Annotated in this window: 22 protein-coding genes; 10 read left to right on the top strand and 12 right to left on the bottom strand. The window is 65.9% G+C overall.

All coding sequences use genetic code 11. The features are described from left to right. Nucleotides 1-84 precede the first annotated feature (84 nt). A complete protein-coding gene (locus tag IWX64_RS04660; RefSeq protein WP_196865993.1) occupies nt 85-1,308 on the top strand; it encodes a hypothetical protein in 1,224 nt (407 codons plus the stop codon). 37 nt (nt 1,309-1,345) lie between these two features. On the opposite strand, the gene IWX64_RS04655 is transcribed toward IWX64_RS04660, so the two are convergent. Together IWX64_RS04655 and IWX64_RS04650 are read right to left on the bottom strand one after the other, a co-directional pair. Further along, complete coding sequence (locus IWX64_RS04655) at nt 1,346-2,110, bottom strand: hypothetical protein (protein ID WP_196865992.1); 765 nt, start codon at nt 2,108-2,110, stop codon at nt 1,346-1,348. 38 nt (nt 2,111-2,148) lie between these two features. Continuing rightward, a complete protein-coding gene (locus tag IWX64_RS04650; protein ID WP_196865991.1) occupies nt 2,149-3,126 on the bottom strand; it encodes a zinc-binding dehydrogenase in 978 nt (325 codons plus the stop codon). A 288-nt stretch (nt 3,127-3,414) separates the two neighbouring features. On the opposite strand from IWX64_RS04650, the gene IWX64_RS04645 reads away from it, so the two are divergent. Then, nucleotides 3,415-3,618, top strand: coding sequence for a cold-shock protein (locus IWX64_RS04645; protein WP_019483883.1), 204 nt, complete (start codon nt 3,415-3,417; stop codon nt 3,616-3,618). Between the two features lie 84 nt (nt 3,619-3,702). Here IWX64_RS04645 and IWX64_RS04640 read toward each other — a convergent pair whose 3' ends face one another. Next, nucleotides 3,703-3,984 carry a hypothetical protein gene (locus tag IWX64_RS04640; RefSeq protein WP_196865990.1) on the bottom strand — a complete coding sequence of 94 codons (282 nt, stop codon included), beginning with the start codon at nt 3,982-3,984 and terminating at the stop codon, nt 3,703-3,705. Between the two features lie 97 nt (nt 3,985-4,081). Continuing rightward, nucleotides 4,082-5,299 carry a benzoate/H(+) symporter BenE family transporter gene (locus IWX64_RS04635; RefSeq protein WP_334683159.1) on the bottom strand — a complete coding sequence of 406 codons (1,218 nt, stop codon included), beginning with the start codon at nt 5,297-5,299 and terminating at the stop codon, nt 4,082-4,084. Between the two features lie 83 nt (nt 5,300-5,382). Between IWX64_RS04635 and IWX64_RS04630 the strand changes: the two genes are divergently transcribed. Then, nucleotides 5,383-5,940, top strand: coding sequence for a helix-turn-helix domain-containing protein (locus tag IWX64_RS04630; protein WP_196865989.1), 558 nt, complete (start codon nt 5,383-5,385; stop codon nt 5,938-5,940). On the opposite strand, the gene IWX64_RS04625 is transcribed toward IWX64_RS04630, so the two are convergent. Next, nucleotides 5,937-9,485: a TM0106 family RecB-like putative nuclease gene (locus tag IWX64_RS04625; protein ID WP_196865988.1), complete on the bottom strand. Its 3,549-nt coding sequence runs from the start codon at nt 9,483-9,485 to the stop codon at nt 5,937-5,939. The genes IWX64_RS04630 and IWX64_RS04625 overlap by 4 nt on opposite strands. Nucleotides 9,486-9,647: 162 nt before the next feature. Here IWX64_RS04625 and IWX64_RS04620 point away from each other — a divergent pair, with 162 nt between their 5' ends. Together IWX64_RS04620 and IWX64_RS04615 are read left to right on the top strand one after the other, a co-directional pair. Then, on the top strand, nt 9,648-10,106 hold the full coding sequence (locus tag IWX64_RS04620) for a DUF3817 domain-containing protein (protein WP_196865987.1): 459 nt from the start codon (nt 9,648-9,650) through the stop codon (nt 10,104-10,106). 37 nt (nt 10,107-10,143) lie between these two features. Further along, on the top strand, nt 10,144-10,491 hold the full coding sequence (locus tag IWX64_RS04615; RefSeq protein WP_196865986.1) for a 2-polyprenylphenol hydroxylase: 348 nt from the start codon (nt 10,144-10,146) through the stop codon (nt 10,489-10,491). 5 nt (nt 10,492-10,496) lie between these two features. On the opposite strand, the gene IWX64_RS04610 is transcribed toward IWX64_RS04615, so the two are convergent. The 3 genes from IWX64_RS04610 to IWX64_RS04600 are packed head-to-tail and all read right to left on the bottom strand — an operon-like array spanning nt 10,497 to nt 15,129. Then, nucleotides 10,497-11,144 (bottom strand): MBL fold metallo-hydrolase, encoded by a 648-nt coding sequence (locus IWX64_RS04610; RefSeq protein ID WP_196865985.1) that lies wholly within the window; start codon nt 11,142-11,144, stop codon nt 10,497-10,499. Continuing rightward, the gene (locus IWX64_RS04605; RefSeq protein WP_196865984.1) at nt 11,135-13,957 is read right to left on the bottom strand and encodes an FAD-binding and (Fe-S)-binding domain-containing protein; all 2,823 of its coding nucleotides are present in this window, start codon (nt 13,955-13,957) and stop codon (nt 11,135-11,137) included. The genes IWX64_RS04610 and IWX64_RS04605 overlap by 10 nt, the downstream gene beginning before the upstream one ends. Nucleotides 13,958-13,977: 20 nt before the next feature. Then, entirely contained in the window at nt 13,978-15,129 is a 1,152-nt protein-coding gene (locus IWX64_RS04600; protein WP_245345745.1) for a glycerol dehydrogenase, read from the bottom strand. 167 nt (nt 15,130-15,296) lie between these two features. On the opposite strand from IWX64_RS04600, the gene IWX64_RS04595 reads away from it, so the two are divergent. Genes IWX64_RS04595 through IWX64_RS04585 form a run of 3 tightly spaced genes read left to right on the top strand, consistent with a single transcriptional unit; the run spans nt 15,297 to nt 16,868 of the window. Then, nucleotides 15,297-15,617 carry a putative quinol monooxygenase gene (locus IWX64_RS04595; protein WP_196866077.1) on the top strand — a complete coding sequence of 107 codons (321 nt, stop codon included), beginning with the start codon at nt 15,297-15,299 and terminating at the stop codon, nt 15,615-15,617. Nucleotides 15,618-15,654: 37 nt separating this feature from the next. Then, the gene (locus IWX64_RS04590; protein WP_196865983.1) at nt 15,655-16,449 is read left to right on the top strand and encodes an IclR family transcriptional regulator; all 795 of its coding nucleotides are present in this window, start codon (nt 15,655-15,657) and stop codon (nt 16,447-16,449) included. 20 nt (nt 16,450-16,469) lie between these two features. After that, nucleotides 16,470-16,868, top strand: a complete 399-nt coding sequence (locus IWX64_RS04585) for a hypothetical protein (RefSeq protein WP_196865982.1) — start codon at nt 16,470-16,472, stop codon at nt 16,866-16,868. Nucleotides 16,869-16,935: 67 nt separating this feature from the next. Here the strand turns inward: IWX64_RS04585 and IWX64_RS04580 are convergent, their stop codons facing one another. The 3 genes from IWX64_RS04580 to IWX64_RS04570 are packed head-to-tail and all read right to left on the bottom strand — an operon-like array spanning nt 16,936 to nt 20,173. Next, a complete protein-coding gene (locus tag IWX64_RS04580) occupies nt 16,936-18,534 on the bottom strand; it encodes a GMC family oxidoreductase (protein ID WP_196865981.1) in 1,599 nt (532 codons plus the stop codon). Then, on the bottom strand, nt 18,531-19,133 hold the full coding sequence (locus IWX64_RS04575) for a hypothetical protein (RefSeq protein ID WP_196865980.1): 603 nt from the start codon (nt 19,131-19,133) through the stop codon (nt 18,531-18,533). The genes IWX64_RS04580 and IWX64_RS04575 overlap by 4 nt, the downstream gene beginning before the upstream one ends. A 2-nt stretch (nt 19,134-19,135) precedes the next feature. Then, nucleotides 19,136-20,173, bottom strand: a complete 1,038-nt coding sequence (locus tag IWX64_RS04570) for an NAD(P)-dependent alcohol dehydrogenase (protein ID WP_196865979.1) — start codon at nt 20,171-20,173, stop codon at nt 19,136-19,138. Nucleotides 20,174-20,516: 343 nt separating this feature from the next. On the opposite strand from IWX64_RS04570, the gene IWX64_RS04565 reads away from it, so the two are divergent. Then, nucleotides 20,517-23,348 (top strand): aconitate hydratase, encoded by a 2,832-nt coding sequence (locus IWX64_RS04565; RefSeq protein WP_196865978.1) that lies wholly within the window; start codon nt 20,517-20,519, stop codon nt 23,346-23,348. A gap of 133 nt (nt 23,349-23,481) precedes the next feature. Next, on the top strand, nt 23,482-24,150 hold the full coding sequence (locus IWX64_RS04560; RefSeq protein ID WP_196865977.1) for a GntR family transcriptional regulator: 669 nt from the start codon (nt 23,482-23,484) through the stop codon (nt 24,148-24,150). A gap of 77 nt (nt 24,151-24,227) precedes the next feature. On the opposite strand, the gene IWX64_RS04555 is transcribed toward IWX64_RS04560, so the two are convergent. Beyond that, complete coding sequence (locus IWX64_RS04555) at nt 24,228-25,724, bottom strand: flavin-containing monooxygenase (RefSeq protein ID WP_196865976.1); 1,497 nt, start codon at nt 25,722-25,724, stop codon at nt 24,228-24,230. Between the last annotated feature and the right edge of the window lie 91 nt (nt 25,725-25,815).

Here is a 25,815-nt window from a genome sequence, read left to right as displayed (position 1 = left end):
CCTGACGGTGAAACTGGCTGTCCGCGATCGGTGACTCACGCCGTTCCCGGGAGTAAAATTCAGAGGGAGGGCAGGGAGATGGCCATGAAGCCACGCACGGGGATACAGCGCCAACTTATCGGGTGTGTCATCGCGTTGGGGCTCATTGCTCCGACACTCTCTCCGGCTGCAGCGGCGGCACCGCCTGCGGGTGCGAAACCTGATGACCTGCGCTACTACCAGGCGGCGGTCAACCTCATCCCGGACACGGACGGAGCCTATGCTGGCGCCGTCTCATTCCGGCAAGACTTCAGGGGCGAAGCATCGGTCGACGTATTCCTGTCCCGGGCGGCCACGATCACGTGCCCGGACCTGAGCGAGGACTTCGCTACCACCACGATCCAGACCGAAGATCGGGAGGCGCGAGCGCCCGGCCCGGTGGAGCTCGACATCGGGCACAGCCTGGACCAGGCTTTCGGGCACGCAATTGTTGATCTGACAGTCACGGCCAGCCCGGGGTGCGGCGAACCTGAGTCGGTCACGGTGCTGCGCGCCCAGGACGTCCAGATCACGGTGACTGGGACGACGCCGAGGTTCTTCACGGGCATCGGTGGAACCACCTCGTCGGGCTCGGACCGTTCCAGCGGACGATTCTACGATTTTTCACGAGATGGGACCGGCACCCTGAGCGTTGGTTCGCTCATCGTGGGGGTCGGGAGTCCCGCCGCGTTCCTGAAATTCGCCGTCGAAAAGCGGCGCACCCACGGAGAGGCCCCGGTGGCGCCGGATCCGGTCGCGCCGTCAGGCGGCACCGGAGCGCGGGGAGATTACAGTGCCGAATTTGAGCTCACCGGCAATCCCGGGGTGGTCTTCGAGGATGCGATTGTGCAGGCCAGCACCACCAGCCCACCGGAGCGAGCTACGACCGTCAGTGCGTCGAGCCTCACCGTTGAGCTGATCGACTGTGGTGACGGCACCACCGGCTTTCGCGAGCAGTTCGTTGTCGGGTCAGGTCCTGGTGTGCTGACCATCGCGCGCAAGCTGGGATCGGCTACCGCATCCGGTTCCATCCAGTTCGACCGATTCGTCAATGACGAATGTCAGGGTGGTGGGACGGTCGTCGACACCGTTGTTCTCCCAGTAACGCTCGACCTCGTAGCAACGGGGCCCCTCGTGCGGGTGAGCGATACCCGCTGGCAGATCAGGCCGGGCGACGGTGCTGAGCGCACCAAAGGGTGGTATCTCGGGCGGGAGGCAACCGGCACAGTGGCGGTCGGGTCGGTAGGTGGGACGACGAATCTGGGCGCAATCGGCTCCTCCGGACCCTGACCGGCGGTGCGGGGTGGAGCAGTGGTGTGGTCAGGACCTAGCCGTTTCCTCCGCCGATCACGTCCACGTGCACATGGTCCAAATGGCGCAGGATTTCGTTTCCGGGGGCAGGAGCGTCGTAGTAGTGCCATCCTCCGCGGGCAAGGCGCGCACTCCAGAACTCGTCGTCGAAGATGACGTACTGGATGTCCAGGTCTGCCGCGTGGGCGACCAGCCAGTGGGACAGAATCCACCCCTGACGCCGGTTGTCTTCGGTCACCGGGCGGAAAAAGACGTCGATCGCCCGGCCGTCGTAATGGGTGGATTCCCCGCCGTGACCCTGGCCGACGCCACCCGGGGCGAAGCCGCCCAGGCTTTGGTCGCCGAACACCTCGGCCATCGCTATCCGTACCTGCTCGGCGCGCGGTGTCAGACCGGAGGCGGTGATGTCCTCGACCTCAAGGTCGCTGGCGGCCGAGCCGCGGCAGTGGAGACTGGGGCCAGCGTCGTCGGCTGGCCCGTCGACGAGGCGCTCGATGACCGCGTCGTCGATGCCGGTGGTGTCGGGGGCCTCGGCGCCGCGGGCCAGAAGCGCCGCGGCGGTGGTCGCCCGCTTCGCCATTTCACGGTCCAGACCGACGTTCCCCTCGGCGGTTTCAACGGTGCATTCCGGGCCGCCGAGCAGTGATCCTCCCTGGCTGGCGAGAGGGCCCACCAGGCGTGGCCCCACGAGCATCAGCGCCGCGGCGATGACCCCGACGACCAGCAGGCCCACGAGCACCCGGTACGGCCGACGTCGTCCGGGTGTCTCGTTGCGGGGCATGCGTTAAATGCTCTCACGGGACGTGGGAGCGGGTGGCCCTACGGGCGGAGCATGACCTTCCCCTTGCGGCCTGCGACGAAGTTCGCTTTCGCCGCAGCCTGCACCTGGTCAAACGGGTAGACCGCCTCGACGGGCAGCGAAATGGAGCCGTCCGTGACCCGCGTCAGCAGTTCACCCAGGAGCTCCCCACGCCGCTCGGGAGTCATCGATCCCATGACCCGGCTGCCCCAGAATCCCTTGACGACCAGATTCTTGAAGATGATCGACCCGGAGTTCAGCGCCAGGTTGCTGCCGCCCATGGCACCGAAGATCACCAGGGTGGCATCCTCGGCGAGTTGGGAGAGGACATCGTTGCTGGCGTCGCCGCCGACTGAATCCACTCCGGCCACGATCTTTGCGCCGCCGGTCAGCTCGGCGACGCGGTCCTGCCAGCCGTCGCTCTCGGTGGACACGATGCGCTCGATGCCCTGGGCCGAGAGTTCCTCGACGCCGGCGTCACGACGGACCAGGCCGATGACGTTGATTCCGCGGGAGGGCGCCAGCTGCGCCAGCAGCCTTCCAACGGCGCCGTTGGCGGCATTCTGGATGATCCAGTCACCCTCGGAAAGCTCCAGCCAGTCAAGCAGGGCGAGGGCAGAGAACGGCATGGCGACGAGCTGCGCCGCAACCTCGTCGGTGGCACCCTCAGCCACCGGAATGAGGCCCGCCGCCGGGGCGATGAAGTACTCGGCCCAGACACCGAAGGTACCGCCGGTGGCAACCCGCTGGCCGATGCTGAGGTGCTCGACGCCGTCGCCCAGGGCGTCCACCACCCCGGCGGCCTCGGTGCCCGCCTGGGCAGGGAGCGTGGGCTTGAAACCGTAGGTGCCGCGAACGGTCCAGAGGTCGTGGTTGTGGATTGCTGACATGAGGGTGCGGACCCTCACCTGGCCGGGGCCGGGTTCCGGTGTGGCGATGTCCTCTACCTGCAGGACGTCCCATGGTTCGCCGAATGTGTGCTGACGAATAGCGCGCATGATTGCCTTCTCTCGTTGCCGTGCGGTTACGGGGAAAACAACCACGGGGCCGGGTGCGGTATTCCACCAGCACGGGCCGGTCGGCGGAGCTGGGGGTGGGCCCCGTTTTTGCCTGCCGTGAAATCCATGTAGACTCGTACGCAGTTGTAGTGTTGCGCATTTTGTATTTCAAGCGGCGAAACCCAGACGGGCCAGCCGCTTTTTCTGTAGAAGCGGGAAACGAACGCCGCGACTGAGACTACCCGACAGTCGGGATCGGTTTCATATTTCCAGAAGGATGTTTTAAAAATGGCAACAGGTACCGTGAAATGGTTCAACGCTGACAAGGGCTTCGGCTTCATCGAGCCAGAAGATGGCAGCGCCGATGTGTTCGCTCACTTCTCCGCTATCAACTCGAGCGGCTTCAAGTCCCTCGACGAGAACCAGAAGGTTAGCTTTGAGACCGAGCAGGGCCCCAAGGGTCCTCAGGCCGTAAACATCCAGGTCGTCTAATTCGACTTAGTGGTCAATGACCACTGAAATAGGGCGGGAAGCAATTCCCGCCCTATTTTGCGTTAACGGCTAATTCCGGACGGCTCAATCACTGAGATACTGGCTCATTATTCGGCGGTCTGAATGAGAGGCGGGGAAATGCTGCTGGGCCAGGGCGTCGAGGCTCGACATAGCGCGGTGCACCCCGATCAGGACCAGCACGAACCCGGCGACGGCCAAGGCAATGCCCGTGGTGGTCCAGAAGTTCGGTCCGGAACTGATCTGTTGCGGTACTCCCAGGAAGAGCCAGGCCAGGATGCCGGATACCGTCAGGAATAGGCCAAGGGTCGTAGCGCCCGCCGATTTTTCTACTGTGAACTCATTCATGGCATATAACCTACCCTCGCCGCGGCCTCTTTCGGCTCGATTATCCAGGAATCGCGACCTATGGTCGCTGCCAGGTCGGTCATTGGTGTTCAGCAGATCACGGGTTGGTGCGGTGCCGGGGCGACCGCGCAGCCGGGCGTTCCAGCACCCACCGGACCAGCAGTCCGGCAATCAGGGCCCAGAACGCACCGCCGATGCCGGCCAAGCTCAGGCCGGACGCCGCGATCAGGAAGGTCACCACCGCGCTCATGCGCTGGCCGACGTCGGACAGGGCTGCTGCCAGCGCCGACGCCATGGTTCCCATCAGGGCCAGACCGGCCACCGCCTCGATCAGGCCGGGTGGGGCGGCGGAGACCACGGTGACCAGCGCTGCTGATGCCGCCGCCAGGATGAGGTAGCAACATCCGGCGCTGACCGCAGCAATCCAGCGGCGACCCCGGTCCGCACCCGCCGTCTCACCAGCCGAAAGCGCGGCCGAAAGTGCCGCCAGGTTGATCGCATGACCGCCGAACGGCGCCGCCGCGGCCGTCCCGATGCCGGTGACCAGCATCGACGCCCGCCACGGCGTCGGGTAACCGAAGGACTTCAGCACGGCCACGCCGGGAACATTCTGTGATGCCATCGTCACGACATAGAGCGGGAGAGCCAGGCTGGCAACCGCTTGGAGGCTGAACTCCGGCGGGGTCAGCTCGACCGCGGGTGCGGCGGCACTCCAGTCCAGTGCAATCCGGTTCACCGTCAGGTAACCGCCGATCACCAGCAAAGCGCCGGCCAGGGTGAGCGGCACCGCCCATCGCGGGGCGAACCGGGTCCCGATCAGCCAGATGGCGAGCACGGGAAGCACCAGCAACGGGATCGTGCCCAGGGCGCGGAAGGGGGCCAGGCACAGGGGGAGCAACACCCCGGCGAGCATCGCCTGCGCCAGCGTGGTCGGAATCCGTCCGATCAGCCGGCCCAGGGCAGGCACCGTTCCGGTTGCCACGATCAGCACCCCGGTGACCAGGAAGGCGCCGACGGCGGCCGGCCACCCGCCATCGTACGAGGCCGCTCCGGCCAGCAACGCCGCTCCTGGGGTGGACCAGGCCAGGGTCACCGGGACCCGGTACCTTACCGAGAGAAGAATCATCCCGAGACCGAAGAGCACGGTCAGCGCGAGCAGCCCCGAGGCGGCCTGCTGCTCCGTGGCGCCGGTGGCCCGCAGCCCGGCCAACACCACGGCAAACGAAGAGGTGAAACCCACAAGGGCGGTCACCACCCCGGCCAGCACCGGTTCCCGGAGCGGGGTGTGCACAACTGCGGAGCTGGCGGGTGGCACGGGACTGGCTCGCAATCTGGCTAGCGGAAGGATCGCATGTTCCGTAAACAGAACGCTGCTATCGTAGCCGCAGGAGGCACGCAATGACCAGCAACACCACACCCGAGCGTCTGACCGCCGTCGGCCGCAGAATCAGGGAACTGCGGGAGGGGCAACGGGTTTCCCTCTCCGCGCTCGCGGCCCGGGCCGGCATCGGCAAAGGGACCCTGTCGGAGCTCGAGACCGGTCAACGCAACCCGACGCTGGAAACCCTCTACGCCCTGGCGGCACCCCTGCGGGTGCCGCTGGCCGTGCTCCTGGGAGAGGAACTGGGAGCCGAGGCCAGCGACGAGGCGGTCACGGCCCGGTTGCTGGGAGTCCGCCACCACGACGACGGCGGCATTACCGAGGTCTACTGGCTCGCCATCGCGCCGAACGGGTCCCGGGTGTCGCCACCGCACGGGCCGGGCGTCTCCGAGCACCTGCTGGTGGTGAGGGGGAGCGCAACGGCGGGGCGCACCGGCGAGCAAGCGTCGATACCCACCGGCGGGTTCCACGCCTGGGCCAGCGACACCGAACACTCCTATGGCGCAGGTGCTGAGGGGGCGGTCGCCGTCCTGACGATCACCTCCCCACCGCCTAGTGGAAACCCGACCCCCTAGCGGGGCTGCAGCATGCCCGCGCTCGCGGTGCACAGGCCCACAAAGGCGCCCAGTTCCTCAAACTGCTCCGGACGGGGAGGCAGATGGTGGGTGAGTTCCGGGGAACGGACCACCACCGCCCGCCATTGCCCTCGCGACACCGCGACGTTGATCCGGTTGCGGTTCAACAGGAATCCGATTCCCCGCGGCGCTTCCGCAGCCGAAGAGCAGGCCATCGACACGATCACTACGGGGGCTTCCTGACCCTGGAACCGGTCAACGGTTCCCACCCGCACACCATCGAGCCCGGCTGCCGCCAGGGCAGCCTGGATCTTCTGGACCTGTGCGTTGTAGGCAGCCACCACCAGGATGTCCTCTGGCTCCAGCGGCCGCGCGACGGCGTCCGGGCCGCCGGTCCACTGCAGCCCCAGGTGTTCCGTGACCTGGCTGACTACCTCGTCGGCTTCCTCGGCTGACGACGTGGTGTTGCCGACGTGCGGAATCAGCACGCAATCCACACCCGCCGGTTTGCCCGCCAGGAAGCGCTGCCTCGCCGCCGGAGCCGCCTCCAGTTTGCCGTCGTAGGACAGCCGGGACACCACCGCGCACAGGTCCGGGTGCATCCGCCAACTGTCGGCCAGGAAGTACCCGAACTCCGGCGGGAGGGTGGCGTGCCCAGCTGATAGCCAGCCTAGGGCCGAGGTGTCCACCGGTTCGGGGTGGCTGCCCTGGGTCACCTGTGGCAATTGCTGCGGGTCGCCGAGCAGCAAGAGTCGCTTGGCCGCCCGCGACACTGCGAGCGTGTTGGCCAGCGAGTACTGTCCCGCCTCGTCGATAACCAGGAGGTCGAGTGAACCCGCCGGCACCTTGCTTCCCGTCATGGTCCAGGCGGTGCCGCCCACCAGGGCGCCACCGGGCGAATCGAGGAGTTCCGCCAGACCCTCGTCGGTCTGGTGCCCCCAGGGGGCCTGGGCGTCGCTGGTCTTCTTGGCCGTCCGGCCCGCCGGTACGCCTGCAGTAAGCGCCTGCTGGATCATGTGCTCAACCACCTTGTGGGACTGCCCCACCACCCCCACCTTCCAGCCGTCGGCCACCAGGGCAGCGATCACATGGGAGCCGACGTAGGTTTTGCCGGTGCCAGGTGGCCCCTGCACAGCAAGGTAGGAGTGGTCCAGGGCGACGACGGCGGCGGTAATGGCGGTGACGTAATCGCCGTCGACCACGGTCGGCAAAGACTGCCGCCCGGAAAGAATAGGCGCGGACCGGCGCAGCACCTCAAGACCCGGGTTGCAGGGGAGGTCAGGCAGCGTGGATCCCACCTGGATAGCCAGCTCGGACAGGGCCGCGCGGATGGAGGCGGTGGCAACCGGTTGGTCGGGAGTCAATGCGATGGGCAGCTCGCTGTACTCGCCCCCCTTCGTCCGAAGCCTCTCCCGGACCACCAGCACGTCCCGGCCCCCGTCGTGGCTGCGGGACACCACCTCGGTGCCAAACCAACCGGCCCGCGGGGAGGTTCCGCCCTCCGCCTCAAGAACAAGGTCCTCCGGCAACGGCGGAGCGAACATCCTGAACACCTTCTTGCCCGGTACAAATTCGGAGCCGTCCGAGGCCACACCCGTCAGCTTCAGGGTGCGCACGGGGTTGCTGCGGGAGGTGGGACGTTCCCAGCCGGACAGTATTTCCGCTTCCTGCACCACGAAAAGGGTGCGGGTGTCCGGCCAATCCTCGATTGCCTTGTCCAGCCGGTCAAAGTGTTCCCACCAGAACTGTTTGTCCTCGCGGCGGTGGTAGCCGACGGCGGCCGCGACCATCGCCACGGTCTGCTCGTCTGCGGTCAGGGCCCGGGTCAGCGGGAGACCCTCCAGATAGTCCAGCAGCCGGGTCTCCTCCGGTCTGGGCTCCTGCACCACAGTTGGTTCCTGGGCGCGCGACGCTGCGGGAATGATCTCCCGTTCCGCGGCACGGTCGAGCAGCCAGTTCCGGAGCCGGAGCGTCGACAGGCAGTCATATTCGTTGTAGTCGCGGATACCCGCGAGGATCTCAGCGGCCAGTGCGCTGTCCCCGGCATCCCGGGCGGTGCAGTAATCCGCGTAGGCCACCACCGAAGCTCCAGCGTCCTTGACATACCCGCTGCGCAGATTCTCCCCCATATAGAGGGGCTCCAGCTTCTTGATGCTGTACGAACTCTCGGAGATGCGCAGGCTATGCCGGACGGTCTCATAGAGGTCCACCAGGACGCCGTCGCGGAGGAGCGCGTCCACCGCGTCCTCGCCCACCACGTGGGCAAGGGAAAGATTGCGCAGCGCCGTCTTCTCGTAGGAGGCGTAGTGGTAGATGTGCAGGTCCGGGTACTGCGCGCGCCGCCGGGCCACATAGGCCAGGAAATCGGTGAAGGCGTGCCGTTCCTCGCCGCGCGAATGGGCCCAGAGCGGCCGGAATGGGGGAGGGTCGCCGGGACGGTCGGGGTTCTCGACCACGCCGAACAAATACTCAAGCCCCCACCGACCGGCGTCGTCCTGCCAGAGGGGATCGCCCTCGAAGTCGAAGAAAATGTCGCCCTGGCTCGGTGCCGGAAGGGTAGCGAGCGTGTGGTCGGACAGCACCCGGTAACTCAGCGTGGCGGGGAGCCCGTCCTTGCCGGTGTACTGGACGCTGCCGTCGGGCTGGGCTGAGCCGGTCTGCATGCGGGCCTGGTCGCGGAGCCGGAGCAGGCTTCTGTCTGTGGTCGGGACTTCCAGGGCGGCAAGTTCGTCGATGGTGTGGATACCGTCGGCGTGGAGCTTCGCCCGGCGGGTGGTGCTCATCCCTCCCACCAGCAGCAGGTCACGGGTGTCGGCAACCTGGACCTGGCAGTAGGGGCAGCGGCCACAGGCGCTGTGGTCCGTGCCTCCCCACTGCACCGGCTCGTGCTGGTTGCGGTGGCGGTCGACCAGATTCAGGAACCGGTCCCGGCGCTCGCGGAACACGGGCAGGATGTCGGCGAGGCTGTGGATGCTATGAGCGCCGTTCCCGAGCACCAGGGTGACCTCGGACGCCGTCGGGATGCCGGCGGCCACGAGCTGATCGCCGTACGCGGCCAGTTGCAGCAGCGCGCTCACCTTGGCGTGGCGGGCCAGCTTGGTATCCCAGACCGCATAGGAGCCGTCAGAGGTTTTTACCAGGAAGTCGGACCGGCCGTGGAACTGGCCGTCGAAGAACGCTGCCTGGAAGACGACGTCGGCTCCGGAACGGAGTGCGGCGGTCGATTCCCGGTGTTTGTCCGCCAGCAGGGTGCGGTCCATGCCGGTGGCGGGAACGACGTCGTACACGCCCGTCCCGCTCTCGGGGTTCCAATCGCCGTGCTCGGCGACCAGGGCCTCAAGCACCCGGTGTTCATGGACGTCGCCGAGGACTGCCGTTCGCTCCAGCATGGCATCCACCTCGAACTCCGGGCGGGTGGCGCGGCCCAGCTTCTCGTCCAGGATGTAGAGCAACCGGTACTCACACTCGGCTGCGGTCACCAGATCGGTGGCAGAAAAGATCAGGTCCGGCGGCTCACCGGGGAGTGTGGGGTCGAGAAGAAACACTGTGCCTCCCAGCGGCTGCAACCTTGAAGCTGTTCACGGTATCCGGACGGTTTCAGCTAACCATCCGCCACTGACAGTGTGACATTTCCAACGCCCACCAAATGCCGGTGGCGGAACCGGCTGCGGTAATTTGGAAGGACCGACCATTCTGGAGAGACCCGCATGAGCCCCCGCATCCTGTTCCGTACCGTCGCCGTCGCCGAGGCCCTGACCTGGGCGTTCCTGCTCCTGGCCATGTTCCTCAAGTACGTCACCGAGACCACCGAGGCGCTCATCTCCCCGGCCGGTGGGATTCACGGGTTCGTCTTCCTGGTGTTCGTCGTGGTCACGGTCTTTGTCTGGGTGAACCAGCGCTGGTCCTTCAAGACCGGGCTGCTGGGCCTGGTCTCGGCCATCATTCCCCTTGCCTCGGTGGTCTTTGACCAGACGATGGAACGCCGCGGGAAGCTCGACGGCGGCTGGCGGCTCGCGCCGGGCGCCGACACCCCGCGCGGCCCGATCGAGCAGTTGCAGGCGTGGGTGCTACGCAAGCCTTTCCTCGCTGCCGCCGTCACGGTAGTTGCGGTTGCCGTGGTTTTTGCCGCACTGCTGGTAATCGGCCCACCGGTTCCCAGCAGCTAGTAGGTTGGTAACCCACCACTTTCTTCGATAGGCCCCCATGCCCAGCACACCCCAGACCCCCGACGACGAGCGCTTCTTCCTGCACGAAGGCCGAAAGTGGCGCCGCGCCGATCCGAGCCTGCCCGACGACGTCGCCAAGCAGTTGCTCTCCCAACTGGGTCGTGCCCGCTCAGCGGTCAACAAGCACCGCAAGGCCAAGCAGGAACCCAAGGTCAAGGACGCGCGCCGCCGCGTGCAGATCGCCAAGGAAGGGCTCGGCGAACGCGGAACACCCTGGTGGGAGCAGTCGCCGGCCGAGCGGCAGCAGCGCTGGGAGAAGGCCATCAAGACCCTCGACGAACTCCGGACTCCCGACGACGGTCCGCAGCAGGCAGACAAGCCCTAGTCGATCTAGCCCCGGGCAATCCCGGTCTTGGCGGGTGCGTTGTGCCCGGCGCAGACCCACCGGACGCCCCCGCCCGCGATCCGGGCGCGCAGCAGCTCCTCCGTTCGCCGTGCCTGCGCCTTATCGGTGATCGACAGGCGGTAAAACTGGCTGAGCTCTCCGGATTTGGAGACCATCACTGCATCGCCTGAGAACAGCACCTCACCAAACTGGAACGCCAGGTGCCCGGGGGTGTGTCCCGGCGTCGGGAAGGCGGTGAGGCCCTCGAAGATGCTTTGCTCGCCGGTCAGTTCCCTGACCTCCGCCGGATACTGGGAGGGAAAGGCCCTGGCAAGGAACCGCCGGAAACGGGTCGGCGGCGGAACCTCGCCGCGCAGGATCGCGGCATCCGCAGCGCCCAGCCACACCGGCACCTTGAGGGTCTGTTGCAGTTGCTTCACTACGCGGGAGTGGTCGGCGTCGTAATGGGTCAGCAGGATGTGGGTGACCGGGCCTATCACTGGTTCGGCGTCGCGCAGCTCCTCCAACAACCCGGTGTACCCGCCGCGCATGCCCGGGTCGATGATCGCCGTCGACCCGTTGCCGCTGACCACGTAGCCGTTCGAGCCTCGGGACCGTTCCAGTTGGTAGCAGTTCTCGGCGATCAGTCGCATGGGGGGATCCTCGTTCTCTCCTCTAGTAGCTCAAGGATATGGCGATAATCGTCCCCGGTAGCCCGGGTCATGCCGAGTTCGCAGGTGCGGTTGCACGAGGCGTGGGCCGAGGCATTGAAGCCGGCAACCTCGACGGCCTGCCGACTCGTGGCGGACGCGGTGAGCTCGGGGTGAAGCATCCCGCGGTCACCGGCGAAGGCGCAGCACCCCCACGTTTCGGGGACCAGTACTTCACCCGCGACGGCGCTGGCCACTGCCTCCAGTGCTGGGTTCAGCCCCAGCCGCGTCGAGGAACACGTGGGATGCAGTGCCAGCGACTCGAGCGGTTCAACGGTGCCGAGCCGGGGCAGCACCCGGTCGGCCACAAACTGCACCGCGTCCAGTACCACCAGCGGTGGCCGGCCGGTTGCCACCAGTTCAAGGGAAGCGTGCTCAAGCGCGCCGATCAGCCCCTCCGTGCAGGAGGAGGCGTCGCAGACGATCGGGAGTTCGCCGTCGTGGGTGGCCTCCCGCAACGCTGCGACGGTTTTCGCCCGCATCGTCGCTTCACCGGCGGCCATGCCCTTCGACGACCACGGCGTCCCGCAGCACAGCCCATCAATCCCGGACGGTACCAGCAGCGACAGCCCCGCGCGCTCGCAGAGCACCGAGAAACTGTCCTGTACCCCCGACCCGGTCCCAGCCGGCCCAAACATCGTCCCGACGCAGGCCGGAAAGTACACGGCATCGGGCGCCGCGGTGGGGGTGGCCCGCGCCCGCCGAGCTCCACCCGACGGCAGGTCGGAAGAATAGAGGGGCACCGTGTCGTGGCCCAGCACCGTCCGGGCCAGCCGGTTCGCCGGAACGACGACGGCGCCGGGAACCTTCGCGGCGGCGTCGAGCACCAACCCGCCCCCGCGCGTGATCAGGTTCCACCGGTGTGCCGCCCCACTCCATGCCAGATTTACCGCTGGTCCGGCGTCCTCGCGGCGCAGCCGTTTGACCAGTGATCCCGTGTTGATCTCCACCGGGCACGCGGTCTGGCACATGCCGTCGACGGCGCAGGTCTGGACCGACTCGTAGTCGTAATCGTTCTCGAGCCGCGCCACCAGGCCGGTGTCGCCGTCGAGCCGTGCCTGCTCGATGGCGCGCAGGGTCACGATGCGTTGGCGCGGCGTGAGGGTGATGTCCTTGCTGGGACAGACGGGTTCGCAGAAGCCGCAGGAGACGCAGCGGTCCACCTCGGGGGCTACCAATGGCACGGTCTTGATATGGCGGAGGTGCGCCTCCGGGTCGTCGTCGAGGATGATCCCCGGGTTGAGCATCCCGGCCGGGTCGAACAACTGCTTGAGTTCACGCATGACCGAGTACAGCTCATCGCCATACTGCCGGCGGACGTAGGGTGACATCATGCGCCCGGTGCCATGCTCGGCTTTCAGCGACCCGTTCTCACCCAGCACCAGGTCCACCATGTCCTCGGTAAACGCCCGGTACCGCTCCAGTTCGTCGGGGGCCGCGAACCGGTCGGTGAGCATGAAGTGAATGTTGCCGTCCTTGGCATGCCCGAAGATCACGGTGTCGCTGTAACGGTGCTCGCCGAACAGCCTGGTCAGTTCGGTGCAGGTCCGGGCCAGCGCAGGGACAGGAACCACCACATCCTCCAGCAGGGCCGTGGTGCCCGGCGGCCTGGCACCGGAAACCGACGCATACAGGCCCTTGCGTAACTGCCACAGGCTCGCGCGGGCCGCCGGGTCGGAGCTGAATCGGGCAGGTTCGCTGAGCCCGAGACCTGCGAGTAGTCGTGGCTGGTTTCCCTGCACGTCGTCGAGTTCAGCCGGCGACGACGCCGAATACTCCACCAGCAGCGCGCAGTGCTGCAGAATGTCGAGGCCGCGGACGACGTCGGGAGCCCCTGTCAGGGTCTGGCCCACCTTCAGGGAGACGGCGTCCATCAGCTCAGCGGTCGCCGCTCCTGAGTCGACCAGGGCGGGCAGGGCTGCAGTAGCGGTGTCCAGGTCCGGAAACACCAGCAGGCCGGTCGCCGCGAACTTCGGGCGGGGAATGGTCCGGAACACGGCCTCGGCGATGAACCCCAGGGTGCCCTCACTGCCCACGATCAGATGGGCCAGCATGTCGGCGGGGGTTTGGAAGTCCAGCAGGGAGTTCAGCCCGTATCCCATGGTGTTCTTCATGGAGAACTGGTGGCGTACCGTCCGCACGGACGCGGGGTTACCCCGGAGCCGCTCGGATAGCCGCAGCAACCCCTCATGCAGGTCGGGTTCGAGGGCCCGCAGTCTGGCGTCGGCATCGACGGCCCCGGTGTCGACGACGGTGCCGCTGGGCAGCACCACCGTGACCGATTCAAGCGTCCGGTACGCGTTGTCCGTGGTGCCGCAGTTCATTCCCGACGAGTTGTTTGCCACCACCCCGCCGATGGTGCAGGCCGCTTCGCTGGCGGGGTCGGGCCCGAACTTCCTCCCATACCGGGCCAGCCGCGCATTCAGCGCCCGGACGGTGACGCCCGGCTGGACCCGCACCCGGGCGCCGTCGTCGAGCACCTCGATCTCCCGGAAGTTCCTGCGCACGTCGACGAGCACACTGTCGGTGACCGCCTGCCCGCTGAGGCTGGTGCCACCAGCTCGGAGCGTCAGCGGAATGCCCTGCGCGGCGCTGGCCCGAAGCAAGGCCCCCACCTCTGCGGCGTTGGACGGCACCACCACCGCCTGCGGGATGAGGAGGAAATGCGAGGCGTCGTGCGCGTTTGCATGCAGGTCGATGGCGCGGGTCTTGACCTGCCCCGGGTCGGCGACTGCCGCCCGCAGGGCATCGAGCATCTGCGGTGCCGGGCGGGCGCTCAGTGCTTCGCCTTGTACTGCACTGGTTCGGGCAGGCCCGCCTGGCGACGGATGCCGGCCGACAGCCTTTCGATCGACTTCAGGGCGCTCGTGAGGTCGTCGACGCCCACGGGGAAGGGCATATTGTGGATGGTTTCGCCGGTCACGGTTGCAGCTTCTGCCACCCGCCGCAGGTCCTCGTCGTCGTCGGGGGACAGGCCCACCTCGGTCAGCGTATTCGGCAGCCCCACCCGGGTGGTGAATTCGACGAAGTCCCGGATGTCGGCGCTGGGCGCGCCCTCAAGGACCAGTTGGGTGAGGGACCCGATGTTGACCTTCTGCCCGTGCGCCAGGCCGTGGGTCTGGTTAGCGGCGGTCAGCCCATTGTGGATGGCGTGGGCGGCGGCCAGCCCACCGGACTCGAACCCGAGCCCGGACAGCAACGTGTTGGCCTCCACCACCTTCTCCAGGGCGGGGGTGACTACGTTGTCGCGGACCGCGTCGAGCGCCGGCAGGGCGTTTTCCCACAGCACGTCCCACGACAACCGGGCCAGGGCTGTACCGGTCAACGTGGGCAGGCCGCCTGCCATGGTGTTGGCGAAGGACTGGGTGGTTGCGCGGGCTTCAAGCCAGGTGGCGAGGGCGTCGCCCACCCCGGCGGCGAGGAACGACGCCGGCGCGTTGGCGACCAGCTGGGTGTCCACCAGCACCAGGTCCGGGTTGCGGGGGAAGAAACGGTACTCCTCGAAGACGCCGTCGTCCGTGTAAATCACTGCCAGAGCGGAGGTGGGCGCGTCGGTGGAGGCGATGGTCGGCACGGTGACCCAGCGGATCCCTGACGCGAAGCCCGAGGCTTTGACCGCGTCGATGGTGCTGCCGCCGCCCACTGCCACGATGACGTCGGTCTGATGCTCGGCGATCAGGGCGGTCAGCCGGTCGACCTCGTTGGCGCTGGGGACCCCGCCGAACCCCACCCGGGTGGTGGGCAAACCAGCGGCGGTAAGGGAGGCTTCGACGTCGTGCGCTACGAATCCCCAGACCAGATCGTCCGCCACGATCAACGGTTTACTGCCCAGCGGGGTGAGGAATTCGCCTACCCGGTGGATAGCGCCCTTCCCCTGGACGTACCTGGCCGGGCTGATCATGGTGCGGACCTGCATGGGATTACTCATCTCAATCTCCTTTGATAGAGGGTGGTCTACTGCCAGCGTAGGCCTCCGTCGCCTGGACGGCACCGCGTATTCTCACAAGGCGAGAACGGAAGTTGGAGGCGGCGGTGATTAACGGCAGACTGCTGGGAACACGAGCTCAATCCCACGACCCAAAAGGCAGGCGCGCAGTGATCTTCATCGTCGTCAAATTCAACGTCAAACCAGACTGGACCGACCGGTGGCTCGACCTCACCCGCCAGTTCACCGAGTCCACCCGCAACGAGCCCGGGAACCTGTGGTTCGACTGGTCGCGCAGCGTCGAAAACCCCAACGAGTTCGTCCTGGTCGAAGCGTTCCAGGACGATGCCGCCGGGGACCACGTCAACAGCGCCCACTTCCAGCAGGCAATGCAGGACATGCCGCAGGCACTCGTGGAGACGCCGCACATCATCAGCGAGAAGATCTCCGCCGACGGGTGGGGTCGCATGGGTGAGCTGACCGTCGAGTAGGTTGCCGATGGCTTGACGGACCGGCGAAGATGGGGGTATGGGACGCAACGATGCTCTGACCGGCATGGCCTCGGTGCAGAAGGCTTTTGCTCTGCTCGACGTCGTCGCCGCCGACGAGCGTGGACTGTCCGCCAAGGAAATCGCGACAGCCCTGGAGATGCCGCTCCCGAGTGTGTACCGGCTCCTGAAAACCCTGGTTGAATCACGGCATCTGGTTCATTTAAAGGAGGAGAGTCGGTACGCCCTCGGCTACAAACTGCATGCCCTGGATGCGTCGCTGCACCGCCAGATCGGAACGCCCTCGGCCGTCGCCAGGCTGGTGCTTGAACTGCATTCGAGGGGCGACGCCGCCGCCTACTATGCGGTGCACCGCGGCGATCATATTGTGGTGGCCCACGTGGTGGATTCCCCGACCCGGCGCCGCATCACCCCCATGGGCTTCGGTTTCAACGACGCTGCGCACGCCACAGCCTTCGGCAAGATCCTTCTCGCCGGGATGGACCCCACACGGCGGCGGGCGTTCCTGGGCAGGCAAGGGCTGCCCCCCATGACGTCCAACACCATCCGGACCCGCGACGAATTGGAGCTGGAACTGGAGAAGGTCAGCGCGGGCGGCATCGCCGTCGAGCGCGAAGAGTTCATGATCGGGTCGTCCTGTCTGGGGGCGCCGGTGCGGAACGCGGCCGGGCAGATCGTTGGATCCGTTGCGGTTTCCCTCGACGCGGCGGACTTTGATCGGCGGGCGGGGCGGATCGCCGTGCTGCTGCGTGACACCGCCGACAAGGTGGGCCGTGCGCTCCGGGCCACCTCAGTGTTACCGCAGCGTCGATAGATTCTCGATAGCATCGAGCTATGGAGAACCAGTCTCAGTTGTGGGGTGTCATTACTGAGGTGCTGACGTGGGTGGGGCTGGTGCCGGGGATTCTGCTGATTCTCATCGCCTGGATCATCCGCACCTCCCAGCTCGGCTGGACCGCCACTGACGCAGTGGTTTTCGTCACCGGCGAGGGCATCGGCTATCGCTGGCATGACCAGGAATACGAGATCCGGGAGGCCCTGTTCTCCTTCAGGGAGGGCAAGGACATGGTGCCGGGCACCGAATTCACCCTTTACTACAACCGGCGGGATCCCGACCAGTACTCCCTGACTGAACCGGTCCCACCGGCGCACTCGCTCAGGGTCCTTGGCTGGGTCCTGACCGGGATTGGTGCGGTCGCCGCGGTGGTGGGGCTCGTGCTGATCTTCGTGTGATGTTCCGGCGGGTGTGGTCCCGAGCCTCGGCTCGGGACCACACCCCTTGGCGGTCCTCCCGACCGCCTTATAGGGCCGACGTCGCCAGTTGCTCCGCGATGTACTCCGCCTGCCGGATCGCCAGCGCCACGATGGTCAGGGTCGGGTTGGCCGCCGCGCCCGTCGTGAACTGCGAACCGTCGGACACGAACAGGTTCTTCACATCGTGGGTCTGACCCCACTGATTGACCACGCCGTCTTCCGGGCGCTCGCTCATCCGTGCGGTTCCCATGTTGTGGGTCGACGGGTACGGCGGGGTGTGGTGCGAGGACAGGGCGCCCACCGCCTCGTAGAGTAGCGACGCCTGCTGGTAGCCGTGGTTGCGCATCGCCGTATCGTTGGGGTGATCGTCGAAGTGGACGTTCGGGACAGGCAGGCCCAGCCGGTCCGTCACGCTGGTGTTCAGGGTGACCCGGTTGGTCTCCTGCGGCATGTCCTCGCCGACAATCCACAGACCCGCCGTGTTCTCGTAGTCGTCGAGCAACGACGCGAAGTTCGGACCCCACGCTCCCGGGTCCGCGAAGCTGGCCAGGAACGCCGGACCCAACGCAATGGTCTCGAGGTAGTAGCCACCCGAGAAGCCGCGGTCGACGTCGTGCCGTGACTCGTCAGCCACGAGACCGGCCATCGTCTCCCCGCGGTACATGTGGACCGGCTTGTCGAACTTGGCGTACACCGAGCCGGTGGTGTGGCGCATGTAGTTCCGGCCCAGCTGGCCGGAGGAGTTGGCCAGCCCATCCGGGAACAGGGGAGACCCGGAGAGCAGCAGCAGGCGCGGCGTCTCGATCGAGTTTCCAGCCACCGCCACGAGGCGAGCCTGCTGGCGTTGGAGGTTCCCGGCGTCGTCGATGTACATGACGCTGTCCACGGTGCCTTCGGGGGTGTGGGTGATTTGCACGGCGTGGCAGTTCGGGCGGAGGTCCAGCTTCCCGGTGCGCAGTGCCTTCGGGATTTCGGACACCAGGGTGGACCATTTGGACTTGTTCTTGTCGCCCTGGAAGTTGAAGCCGTCCTGGATGGAGGCGGGCCGGCCATCGTAGGGTTCGGCGTTGGTGCCGTACGGACCGGTGGCGTAATGCCGGTAACCGATCCGCTCGGCGCCAGCCGCGAGCACCTTGTAGTTGTTGTTGGCGGGCATCGCCGGGCGCCCGTGGCGGTGGGTGCTGCCGATTTTCTGCTCGGCCTTGTCGTAATACGGTGCCAGATCGTCGAGGGTGATGGGCCAGTCCAGCAGGTTGGCGCCGTCGATCCGCCCGTAGGTGCTGCGGGTCTTGAACTCGTGGGCCTTGAACCGCGGGGTGGCGCCGGACCAGTGGGTGGTGGTGCCGCCCACTGCCTTCACCAGCCAGGCGGGCAGATTCGGGAAGTCGCGCGCAATCCGCCAGGTGCCCGACGTCGTCCGCGGGTCCAGCCAGGCCATCTGGTTGAACGATTCCCACTCGTGGTTGATGTACTCGTCGTGCTTGATGTGGCCGCCCGCTTCGAGGACCACCACCTTGATGCCCTTCGCGGTGAGTTCGTGGGCCAGGGTGCCGCCGCCCGCCCCGGAGCCGATGATGACGACCACCGAGCCGTCGTCCAGGCCGAAGTGTGCGCTGTCAAAGTGTTCAGCGGTCTCGTTGCTCATATGGTCTGTGCTCCTTGAACTTTGTCCTGGCCCTTGAAGAGGTCCTCGACGGGCTCTTCGCCGGTGCTGTCTGCGGCGTCCCTGACCCGCTGCGGTGCCTGCTGCGCGATGTCGTAACCGAGCGGCCCAATTTCGGTGAGCGGCTCGTCCGCCTCCTCGACCCGGGGGTTGGGGAGCCAGTCCAGGTCATCGAATCCGCGGTGCAGGTAGCCGCCCTTGGAGAATGACTCGCCCTCGTAGCCGAAGACGTCCCAGACTTCGGGGTCGTCATAGAAGTTCAGGACGGTGGTGCGCCGGATGAAGCCGAAGAACTCAAGGTCGGCGATGCGCTGCAGCACGGCGAGGGCGCGGTCGTCGGAGAGGTCGAGAAAGTTCTCACCGCCCTGCTGGTTCAGCGTCAGCAGCCCCTGGGTCAATGCCACCCTGAACCAGGTGGATTCGTTGGACTCGGTGATGATCTTGTCGGCCATCCGCTCGTACGGCCCGTCCGGAATCTTCGGGTGCGGGAACGCCACCCGGATAATCCGGACCAGGATCCGCCGGGCCTCCTCCGTCAGTTGCAGCTCGTTGAGCGTCGAATACTTAGCGGGATACGCCATTGTTAACTCCCTTGGGTGTGGTTGGGAACGAGAATGCCACGGCCGACCAGCTTGCCGCTGTCCAGATCGTGCATCGCCTGGACGGCGTTTTCGAGGTCGTACGTCTGGGTGTGTAGGGTGACCTGGCCCTGCGCAGTGAGGGTCATAAGTTCCACGAGGTCGAGGTAGGTGCCCACGAGATTTCCCACGATGTTGATTTCCCGGGAAATAATCTCGATGGTGTCGATGCTCACTGCCCCGCCATAACCGATCGTGTAGTAGCTGCCACGGTTCCGCAGCACGTTCAGCCCGAGTGCCTCAGTGCCGTGTTCACCGACGAAGTCGAAAACCACGTGCGCGCCGCCGCCGGTGATCTCGAGGAGCTTCCCGCCGTCGCCCGCCTGGGACAGCGTGTGGTCAGCGCCGAGTGCCGTCGCCAGCTCGAGCGCCTCCTCGGACGTGTCGACGACGGTGATCTGGGCCGCCGTGAGTGCCTTCAGGGACTGGATGCCGATGTGGCCCAACCCGCCGCTTCCGATCACGACCGCGTGGGTTCCGGGGTGCAGCAGCGGCGCGGCCTTGCGAACCGCGTGATAGGCGGTGAGGCCGGCATCGGCCAGGGCGGCGATGTCGGCGGGCTTGAGCGACGGGTCGAGTTTCACGACCGAGCGGGCGTTGGTCTTCATCACCTCGGCCATCCCGCCGTCGACGTTCAGGCCAGGGAAGGTGGAGTTTTCGCAGTGGGAGTCCTGACCTTCGCGGCATGCCAGGCAGAGGCCGCATGTGACGATCGGGTGCATGATCACGGTGTCGCCGGGTTGGACGTTGGTGACGGCTGAGCCCACCTCCCGGACCCACCCGGCGTTCTCGTGTCCGAGAATGTAGGGGAGTTTGGGGTGCTGGATGGTGTCCCACTGCCCCTCGATGACGTGCAGATCGGTGCGGCATAGGCCCGCAGCGCCGATGTCGACGACGACGTCCCACGGGCCGGTTACCGTGGGTTCCGCCACGTCATCGATCAGCGGGTCTTCCTGGTAGCGGTGTACCCGAACGGCTCTCATGGTCCTCCTCGGCGATGGCGTACGCGGGCAGGTTCCGACGGACTTCCGGCGCTCTCCCAGCGGTAAATGAGTGCTGGTGCAAGTGTGCCCGGCGTCACATCGATAGGGAAGGGGGCTTATCGCGGGGTGAGAATCCCGCTGCCGCGCTGCAACGGTGCCGGTTGGGCGGCTGGCGGCCCAGAAAAGTGGCCGACCCGCATCGAAGCGGTGGGGCCACCACTAGCCTGCGGGGCCGCCACTTTTCCGGGGCGCCACGCTAGTGTGTACGACTGTATACAGCATTCTTGCGTTTCGGGATATGATGGGTTCAAAGGCGTAACCAATCCTGGAAGGGATACTAGCAATGACTGCTGTCGACACATTCGGTTCCAAAGACGTACTCGAGGTAGCGGGAGCTGAGTATCAGATCTTCCGCCTCGACGCTGTAGAGGGATCAGAGAAGCTTCCCTACAGTCTCAAGGTGCTCCTGGAGAACCTGCTCCGCACCGAGGACGGCGCCAACATCACGGCCGACCACGTGCGTGCCCTGGCCAACTGGGACCCCGAAGCTGAGCCCGACACCGAAATCCAGTTCACCCCGGCCCGCGTGATCATGCAGGACTTCACCGGTGTGCCCTGCATCGTCGACCTTGCCACCATGCGCGAGGCGGTCGTCGAACTCGGTGGAGACCCCAAGCGCGTCAACCCGCTGGCCCCCGCCGAACTGGTCATTGACCACTCGGTGCAGATCGACTTCGCCGGCAACGCCAACGCACTCGAGCGCAACATCGAGATCGAGTACCAGCGCAACGGCGAGCGGTACCAGTTCCTGCGCTGGGGTCAGACCGCGTTCGACGACTTCCTGGTGGTCCCGCCCGGCATGGGCATCGTCCACCAGGTCAACCTCGAGTACCTGGCCCGCACGGTGATGACCCGCGAGGTCACCACCGACGGCACCACCGCCCTGCAGGCCTACCCCGATACCTGCGTCGGCACCGACTCGCACACCACCATGGTCAACGGGCTCGGCGTCCTCGGTTGGGGGGTCGGCGGCATCGAAGCCGAGGCTGCCATGCTGGGCCAGCCCGTCTCCATGCTGATCCCTCGGGTGGTGGGCTTCAAGCTCACCGGTGAGATCCCCGCCGGTGCCACCGCGACCGACGTCGTGCTCACCATCACCGAGAAGCTGCGCAAGCACGGCGTCGTCGGCAAGTTCGTCGAGTTCTACGGCGAAGGCGTCAGCGCTGTGCCCCTGGCCAACCGCGCCACCATCGGCAACATGAGCCCGGAGTTCGGCTCCACTGCTGCCATGTTCCCGATCGACGACGTCACCATGGACTACCTGCGGCTGACCGGCCGCTCGGATGAGAACCTGGCACTGGTCGAGGCCTACGCCAAGGCTCAGGGCCTGTGGCATGACCCCAGCAAGGAGATTGCCTTCTCCGAGTACCTGGAACTGGACCTTTCGACGGTTGTCTCCTCGATCGCCGGCCCGAAGCGTCCCCAGGACCGCGTTGAACTGACCAACGCCAAGCCTCAGTTCCGCAGCGACCTGGAAAACTACGTGCACCGCTCGGTCGAGGAAGAGGGTGCGACCGTCGATGAGGCCCTTGAGGAATCCTTCCCCGCCTCCGACCCACCCTCGTCCAACGGTGCCGCCACCAAGATCGACGATCACCCACACGAGACGGTCACCGAGACCGAAGCCAACCGCGACTCGAGCCCCGTGGAGGTCACCACCGCTGACGGCCGGAGCTTCACGCTCGACCACGGTGCGGTCACCATCGCCTCGATCACCTCCTGCACCAACACGTCCAACCCGTCGGTGATGATGGCTGCAGCAGTGCTGGCCCGCAACGCCGTCGACAAGGGCCTGATGTCCAAGGCCTGGGTCAAGACCTCTGTTGCTCCCGGCTCGAAGGTAGTCACCGACTACTACGAAAAGTCAGGCCTGATCCCGTATCTGGAGAAGCTGGGCTTCTTCGTTGTCGGTTACGGCTGCGCCACCTGCATCGGCAACTCGGGTCCCCTCGATGAGGAGATCACCCAGGCCATCCAGGACGCCGACCTGGCCGTCACAGCTGTCCTCTCCGGTAACCGTAACTTTGAGGGCCGGATCAACCCGGACGTCAAGATGAACTACCTGGCATCCCCCCCGCTGGTGGTTGCCTACGCACTGGCTGGCACGATGGACTTCGACTTCGCTGCCGATCCACTCGGCCAGGACGACGACGGCAACGACGTCTTCCTGCGCGACATCTGGCCGAATCCGGTCGAGGTGCAGCAGATCATTGACGAGTCCATCGACAAGGAGATGTTCAAGACGAGCTACTCGACCATCTTCGACGGCGATGAGCGCTGGAAGTCACTGCCGACCCCGGCCGGCGACACCTTCGAGTGGGATTCAAAATCCACTTACGTTCGGAAGCCTCCGTATTTTGAGGGCATGAAGTCCGAGCCTGAGCCAGTCACCGACATCGAGGGTGCACGGGTTCTGCTGAAGCTGGGAGATTCGGTCACCACTGACCACATTTCACCCGCCGGTTCGTTCAAGTCAGACACTCCCGCGGGCCGGTACCTGCTGGAGCACGGTGTGGAACGCAAGGACTTCAACTCCTTCGGCTCACGCCGCGGAAATCACGAGGTGATGATCCGCGGGACATTCGCCAACATCCGGATCCGCAACCAGCTCCTTGAGGACGTTGAGGGTGGATTTACCCGCGACTTCAGCCAGGCAGATGCGCCACAGGCTGCCGTCTACGACGCTGCAATGAACTACCAGGAAGCGGGAACACCGCTGGTCGTCCTGGCTGGTAAGGAATACGGCTCGGGTTCGTCGCGTGACTGGGCTGCCAAGGGCACCGCGCTCCTGGGTGTGCGCGCAGTGATTACCGAGAGCTACGAGCGGATCCACCGCTCCAACCTCATCGGTATGGGAGTGCTTCCCCTGCAGTTCCCCCAGGGGCAGAACGCTGAATCGCTGGGCCTCACCGGTACCGAGACCTTCGCGGTGTCAGGCGTCACCGAACTGAACAACGGCACCACCCCGAAGACCGTCACCGTTACCGCTACCCCCGAAGATGGCGGCCAGCCGGTCACCTTTGAGGCAGTGCTGCGGATCGACACCCCCGGTGAAGCCGAGTACTACCGCAACGGCGGCATCCTGCAGTACGTCCTGCGTCAGATCGCCGTCTAGCAGCACACCCTGTCGCCTGTCGACGCGTCCGAATGGCTGTTCCATGAGTAATGTCCTAGCCCACACTCGTGGATAGGGTGCCTAAAATTCAGGTCCTACTTATAGGAGCACCAAGTGTCTGAACCGGTTGAAAGTGTCTGATCCGGCAGATTCGACGGGACGCGTCGACGGCTCAGTGGTCTTCCGCGTGCTGCGCAGCGAGATTCTGGCAGGTATTCATCCTCCCGGAACACCGCTTCGCGAGGTGGGCCTTTCGGAGCGCTTTGGCGTCTCGCGGACTCCCATCCGCGAGGCGCTCAGCCGCCTCCAGCACGAGCGTCTGCTGGAGCGCGCGGCGAGGGGTCTTCAGGTACCGCAGATCGACCCGCAGGAGGTCATCCAGATCTATGATCTGCGGGTGATGCTTGAACAGGAAGCTGCCGGCCAGGCGTCCAGCAGTCGAACCGCATCGGACATCATGCGGCTTGAAGCCCTGGTGGAACGGGATCGCGATCTCGGCTACCCTGACGATCAGACACGCATCCGCTGCAATATCGAGTTTCATACGGCGGTCAGCACAGCGGCAAATAACCGGGTACTGCAGGATCTGCTGGAACGGCTCTCCACCCACCTCATCAACACCCCACGGTCCACCCTGTCAGTGGGAAACCGGTGGGAAGATGCGCTGGATGAGCACGAAGCTTTGGTGAAGGCCATAGTTGATCAACGAGCCGACGATGCGCGCCAGATCGCCCGGCAGCACATGGAAACCGCCCGTGCTTTGCGGCTTGAACTGTTGAAATCGGCGGCGAAGACCGAGTAGCTCTCCTGCAGACGCTGGTTTCAACCAAAGGAGTGGCTTAGGTGCAGACGCGTGGTGGGGCAACCGCTCGGGTGTAGCTACGCCACTTTTTTGCGGTTTCGGGTGGCGTCCTGACCCGGGATTGAGTCGAATGCCATGTGCTTGCTGACATTTCCGAGCAGCACCGCCGGGGTATCCAGCAGATAGTTGGCGCCAACGGTCCACGGCCGGCCCGATCCTTGCCGATGAAACACGTCGGCTGTCCGCTGAACGTATCCAGAGGAAAGGTCCAGCAGCGGACGCCGCGACATGCCCGCCTCCGGCACCGGGATCGCCACCGTGTACCCCTTGCGGTCCATGTACTTGAGCAACCGGCAGACATACCGGGAGCTCAGGTCCGATCGCAGCGTCCACGACGCATTCGTGTACCCCACGCAGTACCCCAGGTTAGGGACCCCGGTGACCAGCACCCCCTGGTGGACCCACGCGTCACCGAGATCAACCGGGACACCGTCAATACTCAGCTGTGCGCCCCCGAGCGATTGAAGGGCGAGTCCGGTAGCAGAGACGACGACGTCGGCAGCCAACTCCCGCCCCGACTCAAGCGTGATCCCGCCCGGCGTGAACCGGTCGATCCGCTCGGTCACCACCGACGCCTTCTCCGATGTCAGGGCCCGGTAAAAGTCACCACCCGGAGCCACACAGAGGCGTTGCTCCCAGGGATTGTAGGCTGGCGTGAAATGCTCCCGGATCTGCTGCTCGTCCTTGAGGATGCCGCGGGCCTGACTTCGCAGGTACGCCTTCGCTACCCGCGGCAGGCGCATGCAGAGCTGGTAGAACGCCAGCGGATACACCACGTTGCGGGCCCGGGCTACACGGTGAGCCGCTCCAGCGGGCAGGACCTTCCGGGCAGCATCGGCGATCCGGTCGCGGCGCGGCACCGTCACCAGATAGGACGGTGAACGCTGCAGCATGGTGACGTGCGCGGCGTCGTCGACCATTGATGGCACAAGAGTGACGGCGGTGGCGCCGCTGCCGATCACCACGACCTGCTTGCCGGCGTAGTCGAGATCGGCCGGCCAGAACTGGGGGTGGACCACCTTGCCGGCGAAGTCTTCAAGGCCGGGGAAGTCTGGCTGGTAGCCCCTGGCGTAGTTGTAGTACCCGGAGCAGACGTAGAGGAACGAGCAGGTGATCGTTCGCCGACGGGCGGCGCCGTCAATCTCCAGTTGCAGTGTCCAGCGGGAGGTTGTAGAGGAGAAGTCGGCGCTCACCAGCCGGGTCCCGAAACGAATATAGGGGTTCAGCCCCGATTCTTCGGCGGCGTCCTGCAGGTATCGAAGGATTGATGCCCCGTCGCCGATGGATTCCGGCGCGGTCCAGGGCCGCCAGGGGTACGTGAGGGTGAACATGTCGGAATCGGACCGTGCGCCGGGATAGCGGAACAGGTCCCAGGTGCCGCCGATCGCATCGCGCGCCTCGAAGATGGCGAACGACTTGTCGGGGCATTCGGTCTGCAGACGGTGGCCTGCGCCAATGCCCGAGAGTCCCGCCCCGATGATCGCGACGTCGAGGTGCTCTATGGGGGAGGCCATGAGTCCATTATTGGGTACCGTCCGCTCGACTGGCCAACGTTGTGGAAAGTGCCCGCAGGTGCTAATCCTTGAGGGCACCAAACTTCCCACA

Origin of the sequence: Arthrobacter sp. CAN_A212, assembly GCF_015752345.1 — a bacterium.
GTDB lineage: Bacteria > Actinomycetota > Actinomycetes > Actinomycetales > Micrococcaceae > Arthrobacter_D.
This window is presented reverse-complemented; position numbering and strand designations above follow the sequence as displayed.